This is a genomic window from Variovorax sp. 10L421 (genome assembly GCF_056395365.1).
In genome coordinates this window covers 15,424-31,707 of sequence record NZ_JBFTJJ010000012.1, presented here as the reverse complement: position 1 = coordinate 31,707, position 16,284 = coordinate 15,424, and the positions used below count along the sequence as shown (strand labels likewise).

17 protein-coding genes are annotated in these 16,284 nt (G+C 68.5%); 7 read left to right on the top strand and 10 right to left on the bottom strand.

The features are described from left to right. Positions 1 to 43: 43 nt before the first annotated feature. The 3 genes from AC1DFC_RS16905 to gtdA form a co-directional block, all read right to left on the bottom strand. On the bottom strand, positions 44 to 1,291 hold the full coding sequence (locus AC1DFC_RS16905) for a 3-hydroxybenzoate 6-monooxygenase (RefSeq protein WP_413331781.1): 1,248 nt from the start codon (positions 1,289 to 1,291) through the stop codon (positions 44 to 46). Positions 1,292 to 1,315: 24 nt separating this feature from the next. Continuing rightward, positions 1,316 to 2,020 (bottom strand): fumarylacetoacetate hydrolase family protein, encoded by a 705-nt coding sequence (locus AC1DFC_RS16900; RefSeq protein WP_007835403.1) that lies wholly within the window; start codon positions 2,018 to 2,020, stop codon positions 1,316 to 1,318. Positions 2,021 to 2,085: 65 nt separating this feature from the next. Then, positions 2,086 to 3,147 carry a gentisate 1,2-dioxygenase gene (gene gtdA / locus AC1DFC_RS16895; protein WP_413312350.1) on the bottom strand — a complete coding sequence of 354 codons (1,062 nt, stop codon included), beginning with the start codon at positions 3,145 to 3,147 and terminating at the stop codon, positions 2,086 to 2,088. 122 nt (positions 3,148 to 3,269) lie between these two features. On the opposite strand from gtdA, the gene AC1DFC_RS16890 reads away from it, so the two are divergent. The 6 genes from AC1DFC_RS16890 (at position 3,270) to AC1DFC_RS16865 (ending at position 7,315) form a co-directional block, all read left to right on the top strand. Further along, on the top strand, positions 3,270 to 4,166 hold the full coding sequence (locus AC1DFC_RS16890) for a LysR family transcriptional regulator (RefSeq protein ID WP_007835407.1): 897 nt from the start codon (positions 3,270 to 3,272) through the stop codon (positions 4,164 to 4,166). 99 nt (positions 4,167 to 4,265) lie between these two features. Then, positions 4,266 to 4,715 (top strand): acyl-CoA thioesterase, encoded by a 450-nt coding sequence (locus tag AC1DFC_RS16885; RefSeq protein WP_007835409.1) that lies wholly within the window; start codon positions 4,266 to 4,268, stop codon positions 4,713 to 4,715. A 93-nt stretch (positions 4,716 to 4,808) separates the two neighbouring features. Next, the gene (locus AC1DFC_RS16880) at positions 4,809 to 5,285 is read left to right on the top strand and encodes a phasin family protein (protein ID WP_007835410.1); all 477 of its coding nucleotides are present in this window, start codon (positions 4,809 to 4,811) and stop codon (positions 5,283 to 5,285) included. Positions 5,286 to 5,427: 142 nt separating this feature from the next. Continuing rightward, positions 5,428 to 6,147, top strand: a complete 720-nt coding sequence (locus AC1DFC_RS16875; RefSeq protein ID WP_007835412.1) for a TetR/AcrR family transcriptional regulator — start codon at positions 5,428 to 5,430, stop codon at positions 6,145 to 6,147. Positions 6,148 to 6,153: 6 nt separating this feature from the next. After that, positions 6,154 to 6,993, top strand: a complete 840-nt coding sequence (locus AC1DFC_RS16870) for a hypothetical protein (RefSeq protein ID WP_478179624.1) — start codon at positions 6,154 to 6,156, stop codon at positions 6,991 to 6,993. 64 nt (positions 6,994 to 7,057) lie between these two features. Further along, entirely contained in the window at positions 7,058 to 7,315 is a 258-nt protein-coding gene (locus AC1DFC_RS16865; RefSeq protein WP_007835415.1) for an acyl-CoA-binding protein, read from the top strand. Between the two features lie 9 nt (positions 7,316 to 7,324). Here AC1DFC_RS16865 and AC1DFC_RS16860 read toward each other — a convergent pair whose 3' ends face one another. Genes AC1DFC_RS16860 through AC1DFC_RS16845 form a run of 4 tightly spaced genes read right to left on the bottom strand, consistent with a single transcriptional unit; the run spans position 7,325 to position 12,101 of the window. Further along, positions 7,325 to 8,563: a CaiB/BaiF CoA transferase family protein gene (locus AC1DFC_RS16860; RefSeq protein ID WP_478179623.1), complete on the bottom strand. Its 1,239-nt coding sequence runs from the start codon at positions 8,561 to 8,563 to the stop codon at positions 7,325 to 7,327. 46 nt (positions 8,564 to 8,609) lie between these two features. Then, complete coding sequence (locus tag AC1DFC_RS16855) at positions 8,610 to 8,924, bottom strand: polyhydroxyalkanoic acid system family protein (RefSeq protein WP_413312341.1); 315 nt, start codon at positions 8,922 to 8,924, stop codon at positions 8,610 to 8,612. Then, positions 8,917 to 10,041 (bottom strand): aminopeptidase, encoded by a 1,125-nt coding sequence (locus AC1DFC_RS16850; RefSeq protein ID WP_007835418.1) that lies wholly within the window; start codon positions 10,039 to 10,041, stop codon positions 8,917 to 8,919. Before AC1DFC_RS16850 ends, AC1DFC_RS16855 begins: the two co-directional genes overlap by 8 nt. Beyond that, on the bottom strand, positions 10,038 to 12,101 hold the full coding sequence (locus tag AC1DFC_RS16845; protein ID WP_413331778.1) for a molybdopterin-containing oxidoreductase family protein: 2,064 nt from the start codon (positions 12,099 to 12,101) through the stop codon (positions 10,038 to 10,040). The genes AC1DFC_RS16850 and AC1DFC_RS16845 overlap by 4 nt, the downstream gene beginning before the upstream one ends. Before the next feature lie 53 nt (positions 12,102 to 12,154). Between AC1DFC_RS16845 and AC1DFC_RS16840 the strand changes: the two genes are divergently transcribed. Next, entirely contained in the window at positions 12,155 to 13,282 is a 1,128-nt protein-coding gene (locus AC1DFC_RS16840; RefSeq protein ID WP_413331777.1) for an ABC transporter substrate-binding protein, read from the top strand. A 107-nt stretch (positions 13,283 to 13,389) separates the two neighbouring features. Here AC1DFC_RS16840 and AC1DFC_RS16835 read toward each other — a convergent pair whose 3' ends face one another. The 3 genes from AC1DFC_RS16835 to AC1DFC_RS16825 all read right to left on the bottom strand — a co-directional run bounded on the left by AC1DFC_RS16835 (position 13,390) and on the right by AC1DFC_RS16825 (position 16,267). Beyond that, on the bottom strand, positions 13,390 to 14,484 hold the full coding sequence (locus tag AC1DFC_RS16835; RefSeq protein ID WP_007835423.1) for a M14 family metallopeptidase: 1,095 nt from the start codon (positions 14,482 to 14,484) through the stop codon (positions 13,390 to 13,392). Between the two features lie 7 nt (positions 14,485 to 14,491). Beyond that, positions 14,492 to 15,694, bottom strand: a complete 1,203-nt coding sequence (locus tag AC1DFC_RS16830; protein WP_478179622.1) for a M20 aminoacylase family protein — start codon at positions 15,692 to 15,694, stop codon at positions 14,492 to 14,494. A gap of 75 nt (positions 15,695 to 15,769) precedes the next feature. After that, complete coding sequence (locus AC1DFC_RS16825; protein WP_413312333.1) at positions 15,770 to 16,267, bottom strand: deaminase; 498 nt, start codon at positions 16,265 to 16,267, stop codon at positions 15,770 to 15,772. Between the last annotated feature and the right edge of the window lie 17 nt (positions 16,268 to 16,284).

The window sequence follows — 16,284 nt, the reverse complement described above, 5'->3', positions numbered from 1 at the left end:
GGCCTGTGGCCTCGATGGTTATGGGTGATGGAAGAAGCAGGCTTCAATGCGGCGAAAGCACGGCGAGCGCCCCGGGCCGCAGCGCCTCGGGCGCGTCGTCCAGGCAATGCTCCGGCCGCCAGGCGTAGAGCCACTCGACCGCATCGTAGAAGCGCTCGGGCGAGCGCCCTGCCCACAGGCTGTTGCGCACCAGGCGCTCCACGCCCCTGGCGTGATAGAGGCGCCCCATCTCGCGCACCGACAGCACCACGCGCGCCGTGCGGGCAATGCGCGCCGCTTCGTACAGCTTGAACGCGGCGGGCATGTCGAAACCGCAGGCCTGCACAGCGGCGCCGAGCGTCACGGCATCCTCGAGCGCCATGCAGGCGCCCTGCGCGAGGTACTGCATCATCGGATGGGCCGCATCGCCCAGCAGCGTGGCAGGGCCCTCGCTCCATCGTTCGACCGGGTCGCGGTCGGCGGTGCTCCAGCGGCGCCACGAGGTCGGGCGGTCGAGCAGCTGGCGCGGGCGCGCATGCACGCCCTCGAAGTACGAAAGCACTTCGGCCTTGCTGCCATCGGTCACGCCCCACTCCTCCTGCCCGCGGCTGTGGAAGGTGACGACGAGGTTGTATTGCCCGCCATGGCGCAGCGGGTAGTGCACCAGGTGGCAGTCGGGGCCGGCCCAGACCACGGGCGCGTTCCAGCGCAGGTCGGCGGGCATGTCGGCCGCGGGCACGACGGCGCGGTACACCACGTGCCCCGACACGCGCGGCGCGTCGCCGATGAGCTTGCTGCGCACCACCGACTTCACGCCATCGCAACCGACGATGGCATCGGCCTGGAAGCGGCGGCCATCGCGCGTGACAGCCGTGACACCGTGCGCACCGGTGTCGATGGCCTCGACCTGCGCCGAGGTGTGGAAGCGGATCAGCGGGTGCTGCCTCACGGCTTCATGGATCGCGCCGTGCAGGTCGGCGCGATGGCTCACCGCGTACGGGTTCCTGAAACGTGCGCGAAAGGCTTCGCCGACCGGCACCGAGGCCACTTCGCCGCAATCGACGGCGTCCATCATCACGAGCCGATCGGTGAAGACCGAACCGCGGCGCACCGCCTCGCCCACGCCCAGCGCATCGAGCGCGGCAAAGGCATTGGGGCCGAGCTGCAGTCCGGCGCCGATCTCGCCGATGGCAGCGCTCTGCTCCAGCAGGTCGATGGAAACGCCCAGGCGCGCCAGTGCCAGTGCGGCAGCCATGCCGCCGATGCCCCCGCCGACCAGCAGCACCGAGGGAGGATTCTTCGAGGGAGTCATGGCAGGCCTGCGCGGTGGAGGGAGTCAGTCGATGTGCACGGTGAGCGAAGGCAGGCGCTCGATGCTCACCTTGATCGTCTGGCCCGGCTTCACCGCACCCACGCCTTCGGGCGTGCCCGTGAAGATCAGGTCGCCGGGCTGCAGCGTGAAGAGCGTCGACAGGTTGGCGATGACTTCGTTCACCGACCAGATCAGGTGCGTGATGTCGCTGTTCTGGCGCACCTCGCCGTCGACTTCGAGCGTGATGGTGCCGGCGTTGAGTTCGCCCACGTCGGCCAGCGTGCGCAGCGGCGCGATGGGCGCGGAGAAGTCGAAGGCCTTGCCGATTTCCCACGGACGGCCCTGCTCGCGCATCTTCATCTGCAGGTCGCGGCGGGTCATGTCCAGGCCGACGGCGTAGCCGTGGATGTGGCTGGCGGCCTGCTCGGCCGGAATGTCCTTGCCGCCCTTGCCGATGGCGACCACCAGCTCGGCTTCGTAGTGGTAGTTGCTGGTGAGCGGCGGATAGGGAATCGAGGCGCCCTTGCCGTCCGCCACGGGCACGACGGAGGCGTCGTCGTTCGGCTTGCAGAAGAAGAACGGCGGTTCACGGTCGGGGTCGAAGCCCATCTCGCGCGCATGGGCCGCGTAGTTGCGGCCCACGCAGTAGACGCGGCGCACGGGGAACTGCTGGTCGGAGCCCACGATGGGCAGGCCGACGATGGAAGGAGGCGTGAAGACGAAGGACATGAAAACTCCTGCCGCATGGGGCGGCGCTGGGTCGAACAAACAAGAAGAAAAGCCGGGCGCCCGGTTCAGGCGTCTTCGAGGAAGGCTTCGCGCAGGATGCCCATGGCCTGCTGCACGGGACGGTCGGAGAAGCTGAACAGCACCGTGTCTTCGTCGGGCGAAGACAGGCGCAGCGGCGCCCACGAAGGCACCACGAAGGTGTCGCGCGGACCGAACGCGAAGCGCTGGCCGCCAATCTCGGCCGTGCCGTGGCCTTCGACCACGCTGTACACCGCGCCGTCGGTCGCCCGATGCGTCCTGCCCGCGAAGCCCTTGGGCAGCAGCTGCAGGTTGGTCGAGATGGTCGGCATCGGCGAGCCGCCCGTCAGCGGATTGATGTAGCGCAGCTTGTGGCCCAGCCAAGCGTCCGGCGCCTCCTGCTTCTGCAGCTGGGCCAGCGCCTCGCGGCTGCGGGCATAGGGGTAGTTGAAGATCGGCGAGGTGGCCGAGGCGTGGTCGTGGCGCACCGGCACCATGTTGTGGCCGAAGCGAGCGAGGCTGTGGCCCTCGGGGCGCGCCACGTGCTGCACCTTGGCATCGTCGTTCTCGGCGAAGCCGGCGTCGAAGAAGCGCAGCATCGGGATGTCGAGGCCGTCGAGCCACACCACCGGCTCGACCGATCCGCCGATGCCTTCGTTGCCATGGTCGTGCCAGGCCCAGGAAGGCGTGATGATGAAATCGCCCGGATGCATGGTGGTGCGCTCGCCGCCGACCGTGGTGTAGGCGCCCTTGCCGTCGACGATGAAGCGCAGCGCCGACTGCACGTGGCGGTGCGAAGGCGCCACCTCGCCCGGCATGATGAGCTGCAGGCCGGCATAGAGCGACTGCGTGATCGACGAATTGCCGGGCAGCGCCGGGTTCTCCAGCACCAGCACGCGGCGCACGGCCTCCTCGGCGGTGATGAGGTCGGCCGACTCCATCAGCAGCGGGCGGATCTCGTCGTAGCGCCACAGCGCGGGCACGCAGGGCGTCTGCGGTTCGCGCGGCACCAGCGCGTGCAGCGATTCCCACAGCGGCGTGAGGTGCAGGGGGCTGATGCGGGCGTAGTAGTCGCGGCGTTCGGCCGCATTGGAAGGCGCGGGTTTCATTGGGCTTGGGTGTCTCCGTGGCGGCATTGTTGGTCCGCACCACTATTTCCTCAAGACCGCCTGCCAATACACGGAATTCGAAATTTCGATAATGGTGACTTTCACCGCAGCGTCAATCGCCCATGTCCAAGCTCGATCTCGAATGGCTCGCCGTGTTCGACGAGGTCTACAAGACCGGCAACGTCTCGAAGGCCGCGGAGCGGCTGGGCATGGCGCAGGCGGCGGCCAGCACCGCGCTGAACAAGCTGCGCGCGCACTTCGACGACCGCCTGTTCACCCGCACCGCGCAGGGCATGCAGCCCACGCCGCACGCCGAGCGCATCTACCCGAACCTGCGCGAGGCGCTGGCCCAGCTGGCGCAGGCCCAGGGCAACCGCAGCAGTTTCGAGCCCGCGCAGGCGCAGCGGCGCTTTCGCATCTGCATGACCGACATCAGCGAGGTGGTGCTGCTGCCCGGCCTGCTCGACCACCTGCGGCGCGCGGCGCCGGGCGTGCACATCGAGACCGAGATCATCTCCACCCTCAGCGGCCGCCGCCTGCAGGACGGCGAGGTCGACCTCGCCGTGGGCTTCATGCCGCAGCTGGACGCGGGCTTCTACCAGCAGACGCTGTTCATGCAGAACTTCGTCTGCCTGGCAGCACAGAACCACCCGCGCATCGGCGCGAAGCTCACGCGCAAGCGCTTCGAGGCGGAGGCGCATGCGGTGGTGTCCACCTCGGGCACCGGGCATGCCATCGTCGACACGACCCTCGCGCGGCTGGGCCTGAAGCGCAACGTGGTGGTGCGGCTGTCGAGCTTCCTGAGCGTGGCGCGCATCGTGGCGCACACCGAACTGATCGTGGTGGTGCCGCGCATCCTCGGCAACGTGCTGGCCACGCAGGAGCCGGTGAAGCTGCTGGAGCCGCCTTTCGTGCTGCCCGACTACGCGGTGAAGCAGCACTGGCACGAGCGCTTCCACGCCGACCCGGGCAATGCCTGGCTGCGGCGCACGCTGGCCCAGCTGTTCAGCGGCAGCTGACCGGGCGTGCATGCCCGAGCGACGGGCGGCGTCCGCAGGCGTGGCCCCGCTCGCATAATCGCGGCTCCTCCCACAGCCATATCCACAAAAGGCGGCCCCATGTCTTCGATCACCCTGCGCTTTCTCGCCGAACCCAGCACCGTCAACTTCGGCGGCAAGGTCCACGGCGGCACGGTCATGAAGTGGATCGACGAGGCCGGCTACGCCTGTGCGACCAGCTGGTCCAAGCGCTACTGCGTCACCGCCTTCATCGGCAGCATCCGCTTCCACCGCCCGATCATGATCGGCGACCTCGTCGAGGTGGAGGCCCGCCTGGCCTACACGGGCAACACCAGCATGAACATCTCGGTCGAGGTGCGCAGCGGCGACATGAAGGGCGGCGCGATGGAAAAGACCACCGAATGCCTGATCGTGTTCGTCTCGGTCGACTCGCACGGCCGGCCACTTCCGGTGGAAAGCTTCGTGCCCGGCACCCCCGGCGAAATGGCACTGGCCGAGCGCGCCAAGACGCACCTCGATGCGAGCCGCGCAGCCGGCGCGACACCGTAGACCCTCCCGGCTTCGCATGTAGACGTGAAGCTCTAATGGGGAGCACGCCGAGCGGCTAGAGTCAGGCGATCGTTTGCAAAAAGGAACATTCGCATGGCTACCCAGGACGACGACAGCAACGGCAAGGCCGCCGACCGCATCAAGGATTCCGCCCAGCAGATCTGGCTCGCAGGGCTCGGCGCCTTCGCCAAGATGCAGCAGGAAGGCAGCAAGGCCTTCGAGGCGCTGGTGAAGGACGGCGCCGGCATGCAGAAGAAGACCCAGCAGGCCGCCGAGGAAACCCTGGCCCAGGCCCAGCAGCGCATGGCCGGCTTCGCCAGCGAGTTCGGCACCAAGGCCGCAGGCCAGTGGGGCAAGCTGGAGAACATCTTCGAAGACCGCGTGGCGCGCGCCCTCGAAAAACTGGGCGCACCCACCGCAGCCGACATGGCCGCGCTGCAGGCGCGCGTCGAGGCGCTCGAAGCCCAGCTGAAGAAGCAAGCGGGTGCGGCCCCCCGCAAACCCACGGCGCGCAAGACGGCCGCCCCCGCCGCCAAGAAAACCACCTTGCGCCGCAGCAAGGCGGGCTGACACCGCGCCGGCCCCGAGCGGCCGGCCGGTATTGCGGCACCGCACAAGAACCCGGCGCTGCAAAACATGTCCCGCACCGTCCATGGTGGGGTGCACATAGGCTAGAGTGTCCCCAAGAACACGAGCACACGGGGGCACCGACATGGCAAAGAAGGCGCCACGCCGCACGGCGCAACGCATCCTCGAAGCCGCACTGGATCTGTTCAACCGCTTCGGGGAGCCGAACGTCTCGACGACGCTGGTGGCGGGCGAACTCAACATCAGTCCGGGCAACCTGTACTACCACTACCCGGCCAAGGAAGAGCTGATCAACAAGCTCTACGAAGCCTACGAAACCGAGCTCAACGAGCTGCTGCACGCGAGCGAGGGCGTGCACGACGTGGAGGACGCGTGGTTCTTCATGCACAGCCTGTTCGAGCTGATCTGGCGCTACCGCTTTCTCTACCGCGACCTGAACGACCTGCTCAGCAAGAACCGGCTGCTGGAAACCCGGTTCCAGCTGGTGCTGAAGAACAAGGCCCGCGCCATCCGCCAGCTGATCGCCGGCCTGAGCCGCGCCGGCCATCTCGAGATCGACGTGCACGAAGTCGACACGCTGGCGCAGAGCATGGTCGTCGTGCTGACCTACTGGCTCAGCTACGAGTACGTGCGCAATCCGCGGGAGGCGCTGGAACCCGCGCACGCACAGGGCGCGCTGATGCGTGGCGGCCATCACACCCTGCACCTGCTCGCACCCTACCTTGAGCGCGAGCAGCGGCGGCATTTGCTGACACTGAGCAACGCCTACAACGGTGAAGATGCCGCCAGCAGCGGCAGTCTGGGCGCCGGCGCCGCGGCATCTCCTGTCGATATGGCGGCCTAGACAACCATGCCCCACCCCGATTTCAAACCGCTCTCGCTGATGTCCGCCAGCCCGGTTGCCGCCGCCAGCCCGGGCCCCTGGACGCCCCTGCCATGGGCCGACCTGCCCCGCTTCGACGTGCGCAGCGTGCTGGCCCACTGGCTGCGCCTGCATGCCGGCCACGAGCTGCCGCTGCCGGCCGAAGGCTCGCCGCTCGCCGAAGGCTGGGCGCTGTACCACAGCGGCGAATTCGAACGCGCCGCCGCCGTCGGCCTGCAATTGGGCGGCGAGGGAATGGCGCTGGCCAACCAGGCGACCGCGATCTACGCCAACTACCTGGAGCCGCGCGAGGCCGTGCGGCTCGCGATGCTGCGCCAGGTCATCGAGCGCGCCAGCGCGCAGGCCGCCGCCGAGCCCGAGAACTGCCAGGCGCTCTACTGGCAGGCCTATGCGCTGGGCCGCTACAGCCAGGGCATCAGCGTGGCGCGCGCACTGGCCCAAGGCCTGGGCAGCAAGCTCAAGGGCGCGCTGGAACGGGTGATCGAACTGCAGCCGCGGCACGCGGACGCCCACCTCGCGCTGGCCTCGTTCCATGCCGAGGTGATCGACAAGGTCGGCGCGCTGGTCGGCCGCATGACCTACGGCGTGCGCTCGGAAACCTCGCTCGCGCTGTTCGAGCGGGGCCTGGAGCTGCACCCGCATTCGGCCGCCGGAATGATGGAATACGCCCGCGCACAACTGATGCTGCACGGCGAGTCGCGCATGGGTGAGGCGACGCGGCTCTATGAAAAGGCAGCGGCGCTGAAGCCGGCCGATGCGCGCGAACGGCTGGACGTGGAGCTGGCCCGGGCAGGACTGAAAGACTGAACCTGGTACCCAACGGTACCGCTCAATTTAAGATGCGCGGTTTCCGCTTTTCAATTCGAGCCCCATGTCCGACCTCAACGCCCAATTCGAAGCCGCCCAGGCCAACTCCAAGCTGCTCGCCGAGCGTCCCGACAATCCGACGCTGCTGAAGATCTACGGCCTTTTCAAGCAAGCCACCGAGGGCGACAACACCGCCAAGAAGCCCAGCTTCAGCGACATCGTCGCGCGCGCCAAGTGGGACGCCTGGACGGCCCAGAAAGGCGCGAGCGCCGATGAAGCCAAGCAGAAATACATCGACCTCATCGAATCGCTGCGAGGCTGACCGCGACCCTCAGCCGATGATCCCCCGCGCGTGCAGCGCGGCGATCTGCTCGGCGCTCAGGCCGATTTCCTTCAGCACCGCATCGGTGTCCGCGCCCAGCGCCGGCGCGTTGTGCCGGTGGCTCGCCGGCGTGAGCGACAGCTTGGGCACGAAGCCGGGCACCGCGAGCGCGCTGCCGTCGGGCATGCGCACCTGCTGCAGCATGCCGCGCGCCGCATAGTGCGGGTCGGCCGCGATGTCGGCGATGGTGTAGATGCGCCCGCCCGGCACATGCGCCGCGTCGAGCGCGGCCAGCACCTCGTCCACGGTGCGCTGTGCGGTCCAGTCGCCGATGGCGGCGTCCAGCATTTCGACCTGCGCCACGCGGCCCGTGTTGCCGGCCAGCGCCGGATCGGCCACCAGGTCGGGACGGCCGATGCATTCCATCAGGCGGCGGAAGATGCTGTCGCCGTTGCCCGCGACGATGGCATAGCCGCCGTCCGAACAGCGGTACGCATTGGTCGGCGCGATGCCGGGCAAGGCGCTGCCGGCCGCCTCGCGCACCGCGCCGAACGCGCCGTACTCGGGCAGCAGGCTTTCCATGCAGTTGAAGACCGCCTCGTAGAGCGCCACGTCGATCACCTGTCCGCGGCCCTTCGGATAGTCGGCGCTCACCGTGGCATGCCGGTGCTGCATGGCCAGCAGCACGCCGATCACGCCGTGCAGCGAGGCCAGCGTGTCGCCTATCGACACGCCCACGCGCACCGGCACGCGGCCCGGCTCGCCCGTGAGATGGCGCAGCCCGCCCATGGCCTCGGCCACCACGCCGAAGCCGGGGCGGTCGCGGTAAGGCCCGGTCTGGCCGTAGCCGCTGATGCGCAGCATGACGAGCGCGGGGTTGGCGGCCAGCAGATCGTCGGGGCCGAGGCCCCAGCCTTCCATCGCGCCGGGGCGGAAGTTCTCGATCAGCACGTCGGCTTCGGCCGCGAGCTGCCGCACGATGGCCTGCGCCTCGGGCTCGCGCAGGTCCAGCGCCAGCGAGCGCTTGTTGCGCGACTGCACCTGCCACCAGACGGAGGTGCCGTCCTTCAGCAGCCGCCAGGTGCGCAGCGGATCGCCCGCGCCGGGCGGCTCGATCTTGATGACCTCGGCACCGAAGTCGCCCAGCGTGCGCGCCGCGAAAGGCCCGGCGATCAGCTGCCCGAGCTCGATGACCTTGAGGCCGGCCAGCGGGCCCGCGGCCGGAGGGGAAGAGGTTATGGTCGTCATGGCGCCAGAGTGTGCCGTGCCACCGCCGTCCGGATCCCGGAGACGGTCAGGCGAGGCGGCTGCGGCCCCGGTGAGACTGGAGCATTGCGTCGAGGCTGCGCGTGATTTTCTGCTCGATCATTTCGCTGAAGCTGCTGAACAGGAAGCCCAGCGTCGCGTCGAGCGTGAAGGTGCTCTCCGTGACTTCGACCGTGCCGTCGATGCCCGCGCGGGTGAAGGTCGCCACGTCGCGGCCGTCGCCCTGGGTGTAGACGCATTCGAGGCCGAACTCCTGCTCGACCTGCGCGATCCATTTGTGCGCGACGGCGCGCGCCCCGGCAATGCCCAGCGTGTGGTTGCGTTCGATATGGATGTCAGGCACCGTGGTCTCCGTTTTTGTGTTCCGGGCTGGAATGGGTCTGCAGGATGCCGGTCGCCGACTGAAGCGCACTGCGGCGTTCCGCGTCGGTCGGCAGCGCGGCAATGCGCCGGACCGCAGTGTAGAAGCGCGGCCAGTCGCGGCCTTCGCGCTCGAAGAGTTTCTCGAAGCCGGGCACGAGGTCGTCGTAGGCGGCCTGCGCACCGAAAGCTGCGTTGTTGGCGCGCGCCACCCAGGCGTCGTAGGCGTTCTGGCGCGGACCGGTCCAGCCCGCCTTCAGCTTCGCATAGCGTTCGTGGAAATCGGCCATGGCGGCCCGCTTCATGGCGTCGACCCTGGTCCGGTCCCCGGCTTTGGCTTCGGGCGATTCGTAGATGCGGTTCAGCGCGCGGCGCGTGTCGAGCGCCAGCGCGCGGAATTCCTGGCGCTGCGCGTCGAACTGCGCGTACTCGCGCCGCGCCGGCTCGCCGGCCTCGTGCTGCAGCCACAGCGCCCCGCCGATGCGCTCGACCGCGGTGGCGTACGACTCGTTGAACACCGTGTCGCCGGACACGTAGAGCACCTGGTGCGCCAGCTCGTGGAACACGATGCGCGCAAGCTCGCCCTCGGGGTAGCCGATGAAGGTGGACAGCAGCGGATCGCCGCCGGCCCAGTTCATCCAGCCCAGCGTGGAGTACGCGGGCACGGGGTACACGGCCGTTTCCAGCTCCTGCTTCTTCTGCGCCTCGGCTTCGGCATTGGCCGCATCCTCGCTGTAGTAGCCGCGATAACCCACGCAGCCCGCGACCGGGAAGCACCAGCTCTTGAGCGTGAGCGAGTACGGCGGCGCGGCCACCACGTTCCACACGGCGGCGCGGCGGTGCAGGTCGGCGTACGACTTGTAGCTGGCGTTGTCGGGCAGGCCGAGTTCGCTGGAAGCGAAGCGGCGGATGCGCTGGGCGAGTTCGAGCTTGGCCTTCAGCGGCGCGGACACGGCCGGATCGGCCAGCCATTCGGGCACGGGCCTGGCGGCCCGCATGATGCCGATGTGGCCGCTGGCGGACTGCCAGTAGTAGCCGAGGTCGGCACAGCCGGCCAGGAACAGCGAGCCGGCCAGCGCGAGAGCGCGCAGGGGCCTCACGCCTTCTCGACCTCGACGAGGCAGTCGTAGAAGGTGGGCCCCCGGCCGATGTCGGTCAGGCGCTGGCTCGTCAGTTCGTTGACGTTGGTGCCGTCCACGCCGAACTTGCGCCACCAGATGCCCATGCCATGCACCACGCCCTGCCGCGCGCGGCGCGAGACTTCTGCGCGGCAGCGGTGTTCGCCGCGCTTGTTGAACACACGCACCATCGCGCCGTCCTCGATGCCGCGCGCGGCGGCATCGGCCTCGTGGATCTCGAGCAGCGGCTCGACCTCGATGGCACGCAGGCTCGTCACGTTGACGAAGGTCGAATTGAGGAAGTTGCGCGCCGGCGGCGAGATCATGGCCAGCGGGAATTCGGTCGAGCTGCCGGCCGGCTCCCAGTTGGGGACGTGATCGGGCAGGCCGTCGATGCCCATGGCCTCGAGTCGCGCGCTGAAGAATTCGCAGCGGCCCGAGGGCGTGGGGAATTTGCCATCGGCAAACGGCGCCTCGGGCAGCTTCAGGCTGGTGAAGCCCTGCGCCAGCAGCTCGGGAAAGTCGATGGTGTTCCCGGCGAAGGCGGTGCGGCACAGCGTCTCGTCGTCGTCGGAGAAGCAGGGCTCGTCGAAACCCATGCGGCGCGCCAGCTCGCGGAACACCCAGGCGTTGCTGCGGGCCTCGCCGCGCGGCGCCACGGCCGGCCGGTTCAGCAGCACGTCGGTGTGGCCGTAGCTGCAGTGGATGTCCCAGTGCTCCAGCTGCGTGGTGGCGGGCAGCAGGTAGTCGGCATAGTCGGCAGTGTCGGTGCGGAACTGCTCCAGCACCACGGTGAACAGGTCTTCGCGCGCGAAGCCCGCCGCCACCTTGGCCGACTCGGGCGCCACCGCCACCGGGTTGCTGTTGTAGACCACGATGGCCTTCACCGGATTGGCGGTGTCCAGCAGCGCGTCGCCGATGGTGCTCATGTTGATGGTGCGCGGCTTGCGCCCGGCCAGCAGGTCGGGGCGCTGCAGCGCGGCGCGGTCGACCGGGTAGTGGCCCGAGCTGCTCAGCAGCAGGCCGCCGGCGCGGTCGCGCCAGGCCCCCACCAGCGCCGGCAGGCACGCGACGGCGCGCGCCGCGTTGCCGCCGCCGCGCACGCGCTGCATGCCGTAGTTCAGGCGGATGGCGGCCGGCTTGGTGGTGCCGTAGGCCCTGGCCAGCGATACGATCTGTTCTTCGGGAATGCCGCAGACCTGGGCCGCGCGCGACGGCGGCCATTGCAGCGCGCGCTCGCGCAGCTGCTCCCAACCCAGCGTGTGGTTGGCGATGTAGTCGTGGTCGAGCCAGTCGTGCACGATCAGCTCGTGCATCAGGGCCAGCGCCAGCGCGGCGTCGGTGCCGGGCAGCAGCGCGATGTGCTCGTCGCACTTGTCGGCGGTTTCGGTCCTGCGCGGGTCGATGCACACCAGCCGCGCGCCGGCGCGCTTGGCGGCCTGGGCGTGGCGCCAGAAATGCAGGTTGCTGGCAATGGAGTTGCTGCCCCAGATCAGGATCAGCTTCGCCTCGGCGAAGAACTCGATGCGCATGCCGACCTTGGCCCCCAGGGTGTGGACCATGGCCTCGCCGCCGGCCATCGAGCAGATGGTGCGGTCCAGCAGGGTGGCGCCCAGCTTGTGGAAGAAGCGCCGGTCCATCGACTCGCCCTGCACCAGCCCCATGGTGCCCGCATAGCTATAGGGGACAATAGCTTCGGGTTTTCCCTGTAATACTCGAAGATGCGCGGCGATGTCGTCCAGGGCGGCGTCCCAGCTCACCGGCTCGAACTGGCCGCTTCCCTTGGGACCGACACGCTTCAGGGGCTGTATCAGCCGTTCCGCATGGTCGTTGCGCTCGATGTAGCGCGACACCTTGGTGCACAGCACCCCGCCCGTGTGCGAATGGGCGGGGTTGCCCTGCAGTTTCACGGCCACGCCGTCCCTGACGGTGGTGACGAGTGCGCATGTGTCCGGGCAATCGTGAGGGCAGGCGCCCAGCACGGCGGTCGATGCGGGTTGGGAAGGTGCTTCTTCGAGCAAGGTATCCGATGCGTGGGCCATCGGGCGAGTCTAATTTGTGTGCGCGAGACAGAGCGCAGGAGTGGGTTTTGGACATGATGAATCGACGACGTTTTTCCCTGGCCGCTGGCGCGGCCGCCACGCTGGGTGGCTTCGGCATTGCGCGGGCGCAGGGCGACACGCCGCTGGTGCTGGGCCAGTCGGCGCCGTTCACCGGGCCGGCGGCGCAGTTGGGCATCCAGTTCCACCAGGGCGCCAAGCTGTTCCTGGACGCCTACAACGCCCAGCCGGGCCGCCGCAACGTGGTGATCAAGAACCTCGACGACGGCTACGAGCCCGAGCGCTGCGCCGCCAACACGCAGAAGCTGATCGAAGAGGACGTGTTCGCCCTCTTCGGCTACGTCGGCACGCCGACCAGCCTGGCCGCGCTGCCGCTGGCGGTGAAGGACAAGGTGCCGTTCATCGCACCGCTCACCGGTGCGATGTCGCTGCGCGAGCCTTTCCAGAAGAACGTGTTCCACCTGCGCGCCTCGTACAACGACGAGACCGCGCTGATGGTGAAGCAGCTCACGCACCTGGGCCTGAAGAAGATCGCGGTCTTCTACCAGAACGACGCCTACGGCAAGGCCGGGCTCGACGGCGTGACGCTCGCGCTCGGCGAACAGCAGCTCAAGCCGGTGGCGCTGGCCACGGTGGAGCGCAACTCGGCCGACGTGGCGCAGGCAGTGAAGACCCTGGTGGCGGCCCGGCCCGACGCGGTGGTGCAGGTTGGCGCGTACAAGGCTTGCGCGGCCTTCATCCGCGAGGCGCGCAAGGCGGGCTACGGCGGCACTTTCTTCAACATGTCTTTCGTTGGCACGCAGGCGCTGGCGGACGAGTTGGGCAAGGATGCGGCCGGCGTGATGGTGACGCAGGTGGTGCCCTCGCCCTACAACGCGGCCAATGCGCTGGCGCGCGAGTTCACCGACGCGGTGCGCAAGGCCGGCGGCGGCGCGAGCGCCAATTTTTCGAGCATGGAAGGCTACCTGGCCGCGAAGGTGCTGACCGAGGGCCTGCGCAAGGCGCCGGGCAAGCCCACGCGCGAGAGCCTGATTGCAGGGCTCGAAAGCATCGACCGCCAGCAGTTCGGCGGCTTCGAGGTGTCGTTCTCGGCCAGGAACCACGTGGGCTCGAAGTTCGTCGAGCTGTCGATGCTGACGGGCGACGGCCGCGTCAGGACCTGAACTTCTTTCGTGGAATACCGCGGAACCGGCTTTGCCGGGCCGCAGGTATTGCCCCCTTGAGGGGGTTGGCGTAGCGACACGAAGTGCGCGAAGCCCCGGGGGGTGGGTCAGGCCGTCAGGCCATCCACAGCCTGGAACATCGCCTGCCGAGCCTGGCTGACGATCTGCCCGCGCCAGGCATCGGTGTCGGTATAGAACGCCTCGAGCATCCGCGCGCGGATGCCGTCGGCCAGATCGGCCGGCGCCTCGGGATGCTTGTACAGCCAGTGGTCGGCGCGCAGGGCGCCGGTCACTTCGAGCATCGGCAGCGTGCCGTATTCGAGCGCGATGCCGGTGTACTCGGCCTGCGGGCATTCCTCGTACGCCGAATCCCACATCATCCCGCGCAGCAGCGCCGATGTCGAAGAACCGTCGTAGATCGAGGTGACGGGCGCGGCCGGCGTGCCCCACCATGCATTGGCGCGAGCATAGGCGGCCTTGTCGTCGCGGCCGGCGAAGATGCGTTCGCCCAGCCCGTTGGGGCCGAGCCCCGTGTGCAGGTCGATCCAGGCGATGCGCCGAGCATTGCCCGCATGGCGCTTCAGCACGCTGCGAATCGTCTTGTTGCTCCAGGTCGGCGCCCTGCCGCCGAAGAACAGGCCGTCGTCGAACTGGTACTGCCCGCTGGTCACTGCCGCCTGGAAGGCAGTGGCGCCGTGCTTCTCGATCCACTTGGCGACCGCCGCCTGGTTCTCGGGGGTGGGCGGCCAGGTGGCGGGCAGCAGCAGCTCGTGCAGCTTGGCGTAGGGCTCGTTGACCGGCACCGGCTTCGAGAAATCGATGAAATTGCGGTTCAGGTCGACGTTCTCGTGCGTCACGCGACGGCCGTGCGAAAAGCCGTGCGGATTGAGCGCGTGCACATACAGCACCGCCACACCCTGCGCCTTCGCCTTCTCGCGCCATTCGGCATCGTGCAGCGCGAACACCTGCACACCGCTGCCGCAATGGCCCTCGACGCCGTGGCAGGCGCTGGTGACGATCAGCAGGTTCTGCGCGTTCGCATCGCCGTCGAGCGCGACGTCCATCGACAGGTCTTCGCCGTCGCGCCCCTTGAGCGGATGCGCATGCGGCTCGACCGAGAGGCCGGCACTCACGCAACCCTGCAGGAACTTCTGGCGCGCCTGGGCATAGCGCGGCGAGAAGGCTTCGGCGATTCCGATCATGTGGCGATCAGGCGCTTGCGCCGCCGGGCTTGAGGAACTGCTCGGCGATCTGCACCCAGCAGGTGGCACCCAGCGGGATGAGATCGTCGTTGAAGTCGTAGCTCGCGTTGTGCAGGGTGCACGGGCCTTCGCCGTGGTGCACGTCGCGGTGCGTGCCGTCGCCGTTGCCGATGAAGGCGTACGCGCCCGGCTTGGCCTGGAGCATGAAGGCGAAGTCTTCCGAGGTCATGGCGGCCTCCTGCTTCAGCACGTTCTCGGGGCCGACGATGCCGCCCATCACGCGGCGCGCGAAGTCGGCCTCGGCCTCGGTGTTGACGGTGGGCGGGTAGTAGCGCTCGAAACGGAAGTCGCAGGTGGCGTCGTGCGCCGCGCAGATGTGGTCGCAGATCTGCTTCATGCGCGCCTCGATCATGTCGAGCACCTCGATCGAGAAGGTGCGCACCGTGCCCGACAGCTCGCAGTTGTCGGGAATCACGTTGTTGGCTTCGCCGGCGTGGATGGTAGTGACGGAGATGACGGCCGAATCGGTCGGCTTCATCTTGCGCGTGAGGATGGTCTGGAAGGCCTGCACGATCTCGCAGGCGATCGGCACCGGGTCGATGCCGGTCTGCGGCAGCGCGGCGTGGCCGCCCTTGCCGATCACGTTGACGAAGAACTTGTTGCCCGAGGCCATCACCGGACCGGGGCTCACGGCGAACTGGCCGGCCTTCATGCCGGGCCAGTTGTGCATGCCGAAGACGGCGTCCATGGGGAACTGCTCGAACAGCCCCTCCTTGATCATTTCGCGGGCACCGCCGCCGCCCTCTTCGGCCGGCTGGAAGATCAGGTACACGGTGCCGTCGAAGTTGCGGTTCTTCGCCAGGTGCTGGGCGGCCGCCAGCAGCATGGCCGTGTGGCCGTCGTGGCCGCAGGCGTGCATCTTGCCGTGGTGCTTGCTGGCGTGGGCGAAGGTGTTGAGCTCGGTGACGGGTAGCGCGTCCATGTCGGCGCGAAGGCCGACTGCGCGGCTGCTGGAGCCATTCTTGACGATGCCCACCACGCCTGTGGTGCCCAGGCCGCGGTGAATGGGAATGCCCCATTCGGTGAGCTTGCCTGCCACCACGTCGGCGGTGCGGACTTCCTGGAAACAGAGTTCGGGGTGGGCGTGAAGGTCACGTCGGACGGCGGCGATGCCAGCCGCCTGCGTGACGAGCGAGTCGATGAGTTTCATGGCGTGGTCGTCTCAAAACGCCAGTCTATCCACTCCGGCGTTTCGAGGCACCCGCAAAGCCTCGTTATCCGGTATTCAGTGCCCGGCGGTCCAGAAGCCGATGTGCGGCGCGGAGGCTTCTTCCTCCAGCAGCGGCCCCACCACCTCGACGCGCCGCTGCCCGCGCGCAAAGACCTCGCGGCAGGGCAGCGAGAAGGTCGGGTTCTCGGGATGGTCGCCGGTCAGGCCGAGCAGCGCGTGCTCGGACAGCGCGTAGACCACCCGCCCGATGTTCGTCCAGTAGATGGCGCCCGCGCACATGCAGCAGGGCTCGGCGCTGGTGTACAGCGTGCAGCGCTCCAGTTGCCCGGGCGTAAGCAGGCGCGCGGCCTGCGCCGCTGCCGCCAGCTCGGCATGCTGCGTGGGGTCGCCCTCGGGCGGCATCGAGTTGTTGCCCGCGGTGGCCACGACTTCGCCGTGCTCGTTCGCCACCAGCGCGGCAAAGGGATGGCGCCCACGCGCCTTCGATTCGTCCGACAGCCGGATGGCCATGCGAAGCAGTTCGAGGTCGCGCGGGGACAGGTCGGCGCTCATGTCTGGACGACGCCCCG

Coding starts and splice junctions, on each gene's coding strand:
- AC1DFC_RS16905 (WP_413331781.1), bottom strand. CDS start 1,291: ATGACTCCCTCGAAGAATCCTCCCTCGGTGCTGCTGGTCGGCGGGGGC.
- AC1DFC_RS16900 (WP_007835403.1), bottom strand. CDS start 2,020: ATGTCCTTCGTCTTCACGCCTCCTTCCATCGTCGGCCTGCCCATCGTG.
- gtdA (WP_413312350.1), bottom strand. CDS start 3,147: ATGAAACCCGCGCCTTCCAATGCGGCCGAACGCCGCGACTACTACGCC.
- AC1DFC_RS16890 (WP_007835407.1), top strand. CDS start 3,270: ATGTCCAAGCTCGATCTCGAATGGCTCGCCGTGTTCGACGAGGTCTAC.
- AC1DFC_RS16885 (WP_007835409.1), top strand. CDS start 4,266: ATGTCTTCGATCACCCTGCGCTTTCTCGCCGAACCCAGCACCGTCAAC.
- AC1DFC_RS16880 (WP_007835410.1), top strand. CDS start 4,809: ATGGCTACCCAGGACGACGACAGCAACGGCAAGGCCGCCGACCGCATC.
- AC1DFC_RS16875 (WP_007835412.1), top strand. CDS start 5,428: ATGGCAAAGAAGGCGCCACGCCGCACGGCGCAACGCATCCTCGAAGCC.
- AC1DFC_RS16870 (WP_478179624.1), top strand. CDS start 6,154: ATGCCCCACCCCGATTTCAAACCGCTCTCGCTGATGTCCGCCAGCCCG.
- AC1DFC_RS16865 (WP_007835415.1), top strand. CDS start 7,058: ATGTCCGACCTCAACGCCCAATTCGAAGCCGCCCAGGCCAACTCCAAG.
- AC1DFC_RS16860 (WP_478179623.1), bottom strand. CDS start 8,563: ATGACGACCATAACCTCTTCCCCTCCGGCCGCGGGCCCGCTGGCCGGC.
- AC1DFC_RS16845 (WP_413331778.1), bottom strand. CDS start 12,101: ATGGCCCACGCATCGGATACCTTGCTCGAAGAAGCACCTTCCCAACCC.
- AC1DFC_RS16840 (WP_413331777.1), top strand. CDS start 12,155: ATGATGAATCGACGACGTTTTTCCCTGGCCGCTGGCGCGGCCGCCACG.
- AC1DFC_RS16835 (WP_007835423.1), bottom strand. CDS start 14,484: ATGATCGGAATCGCCGAAGCCTTCTCGCCGCGCTATGCCCAGGCGCGC.
- AC1DFC_RS16830 (WP_478179622.1), bottom strand. CDS start 15,694: ATGAAACTCATCGACTCGCTCGTCACGCAGGCGGCTGGCATCGCCGCC.
- AC1DFC_RS16825 (WP_413312333.1), bottom strand. CDS start 16,267: ATGAGCGCCGACCTGTCCCCGCGCGACCTCGAACTGCTTCGCATGGCC.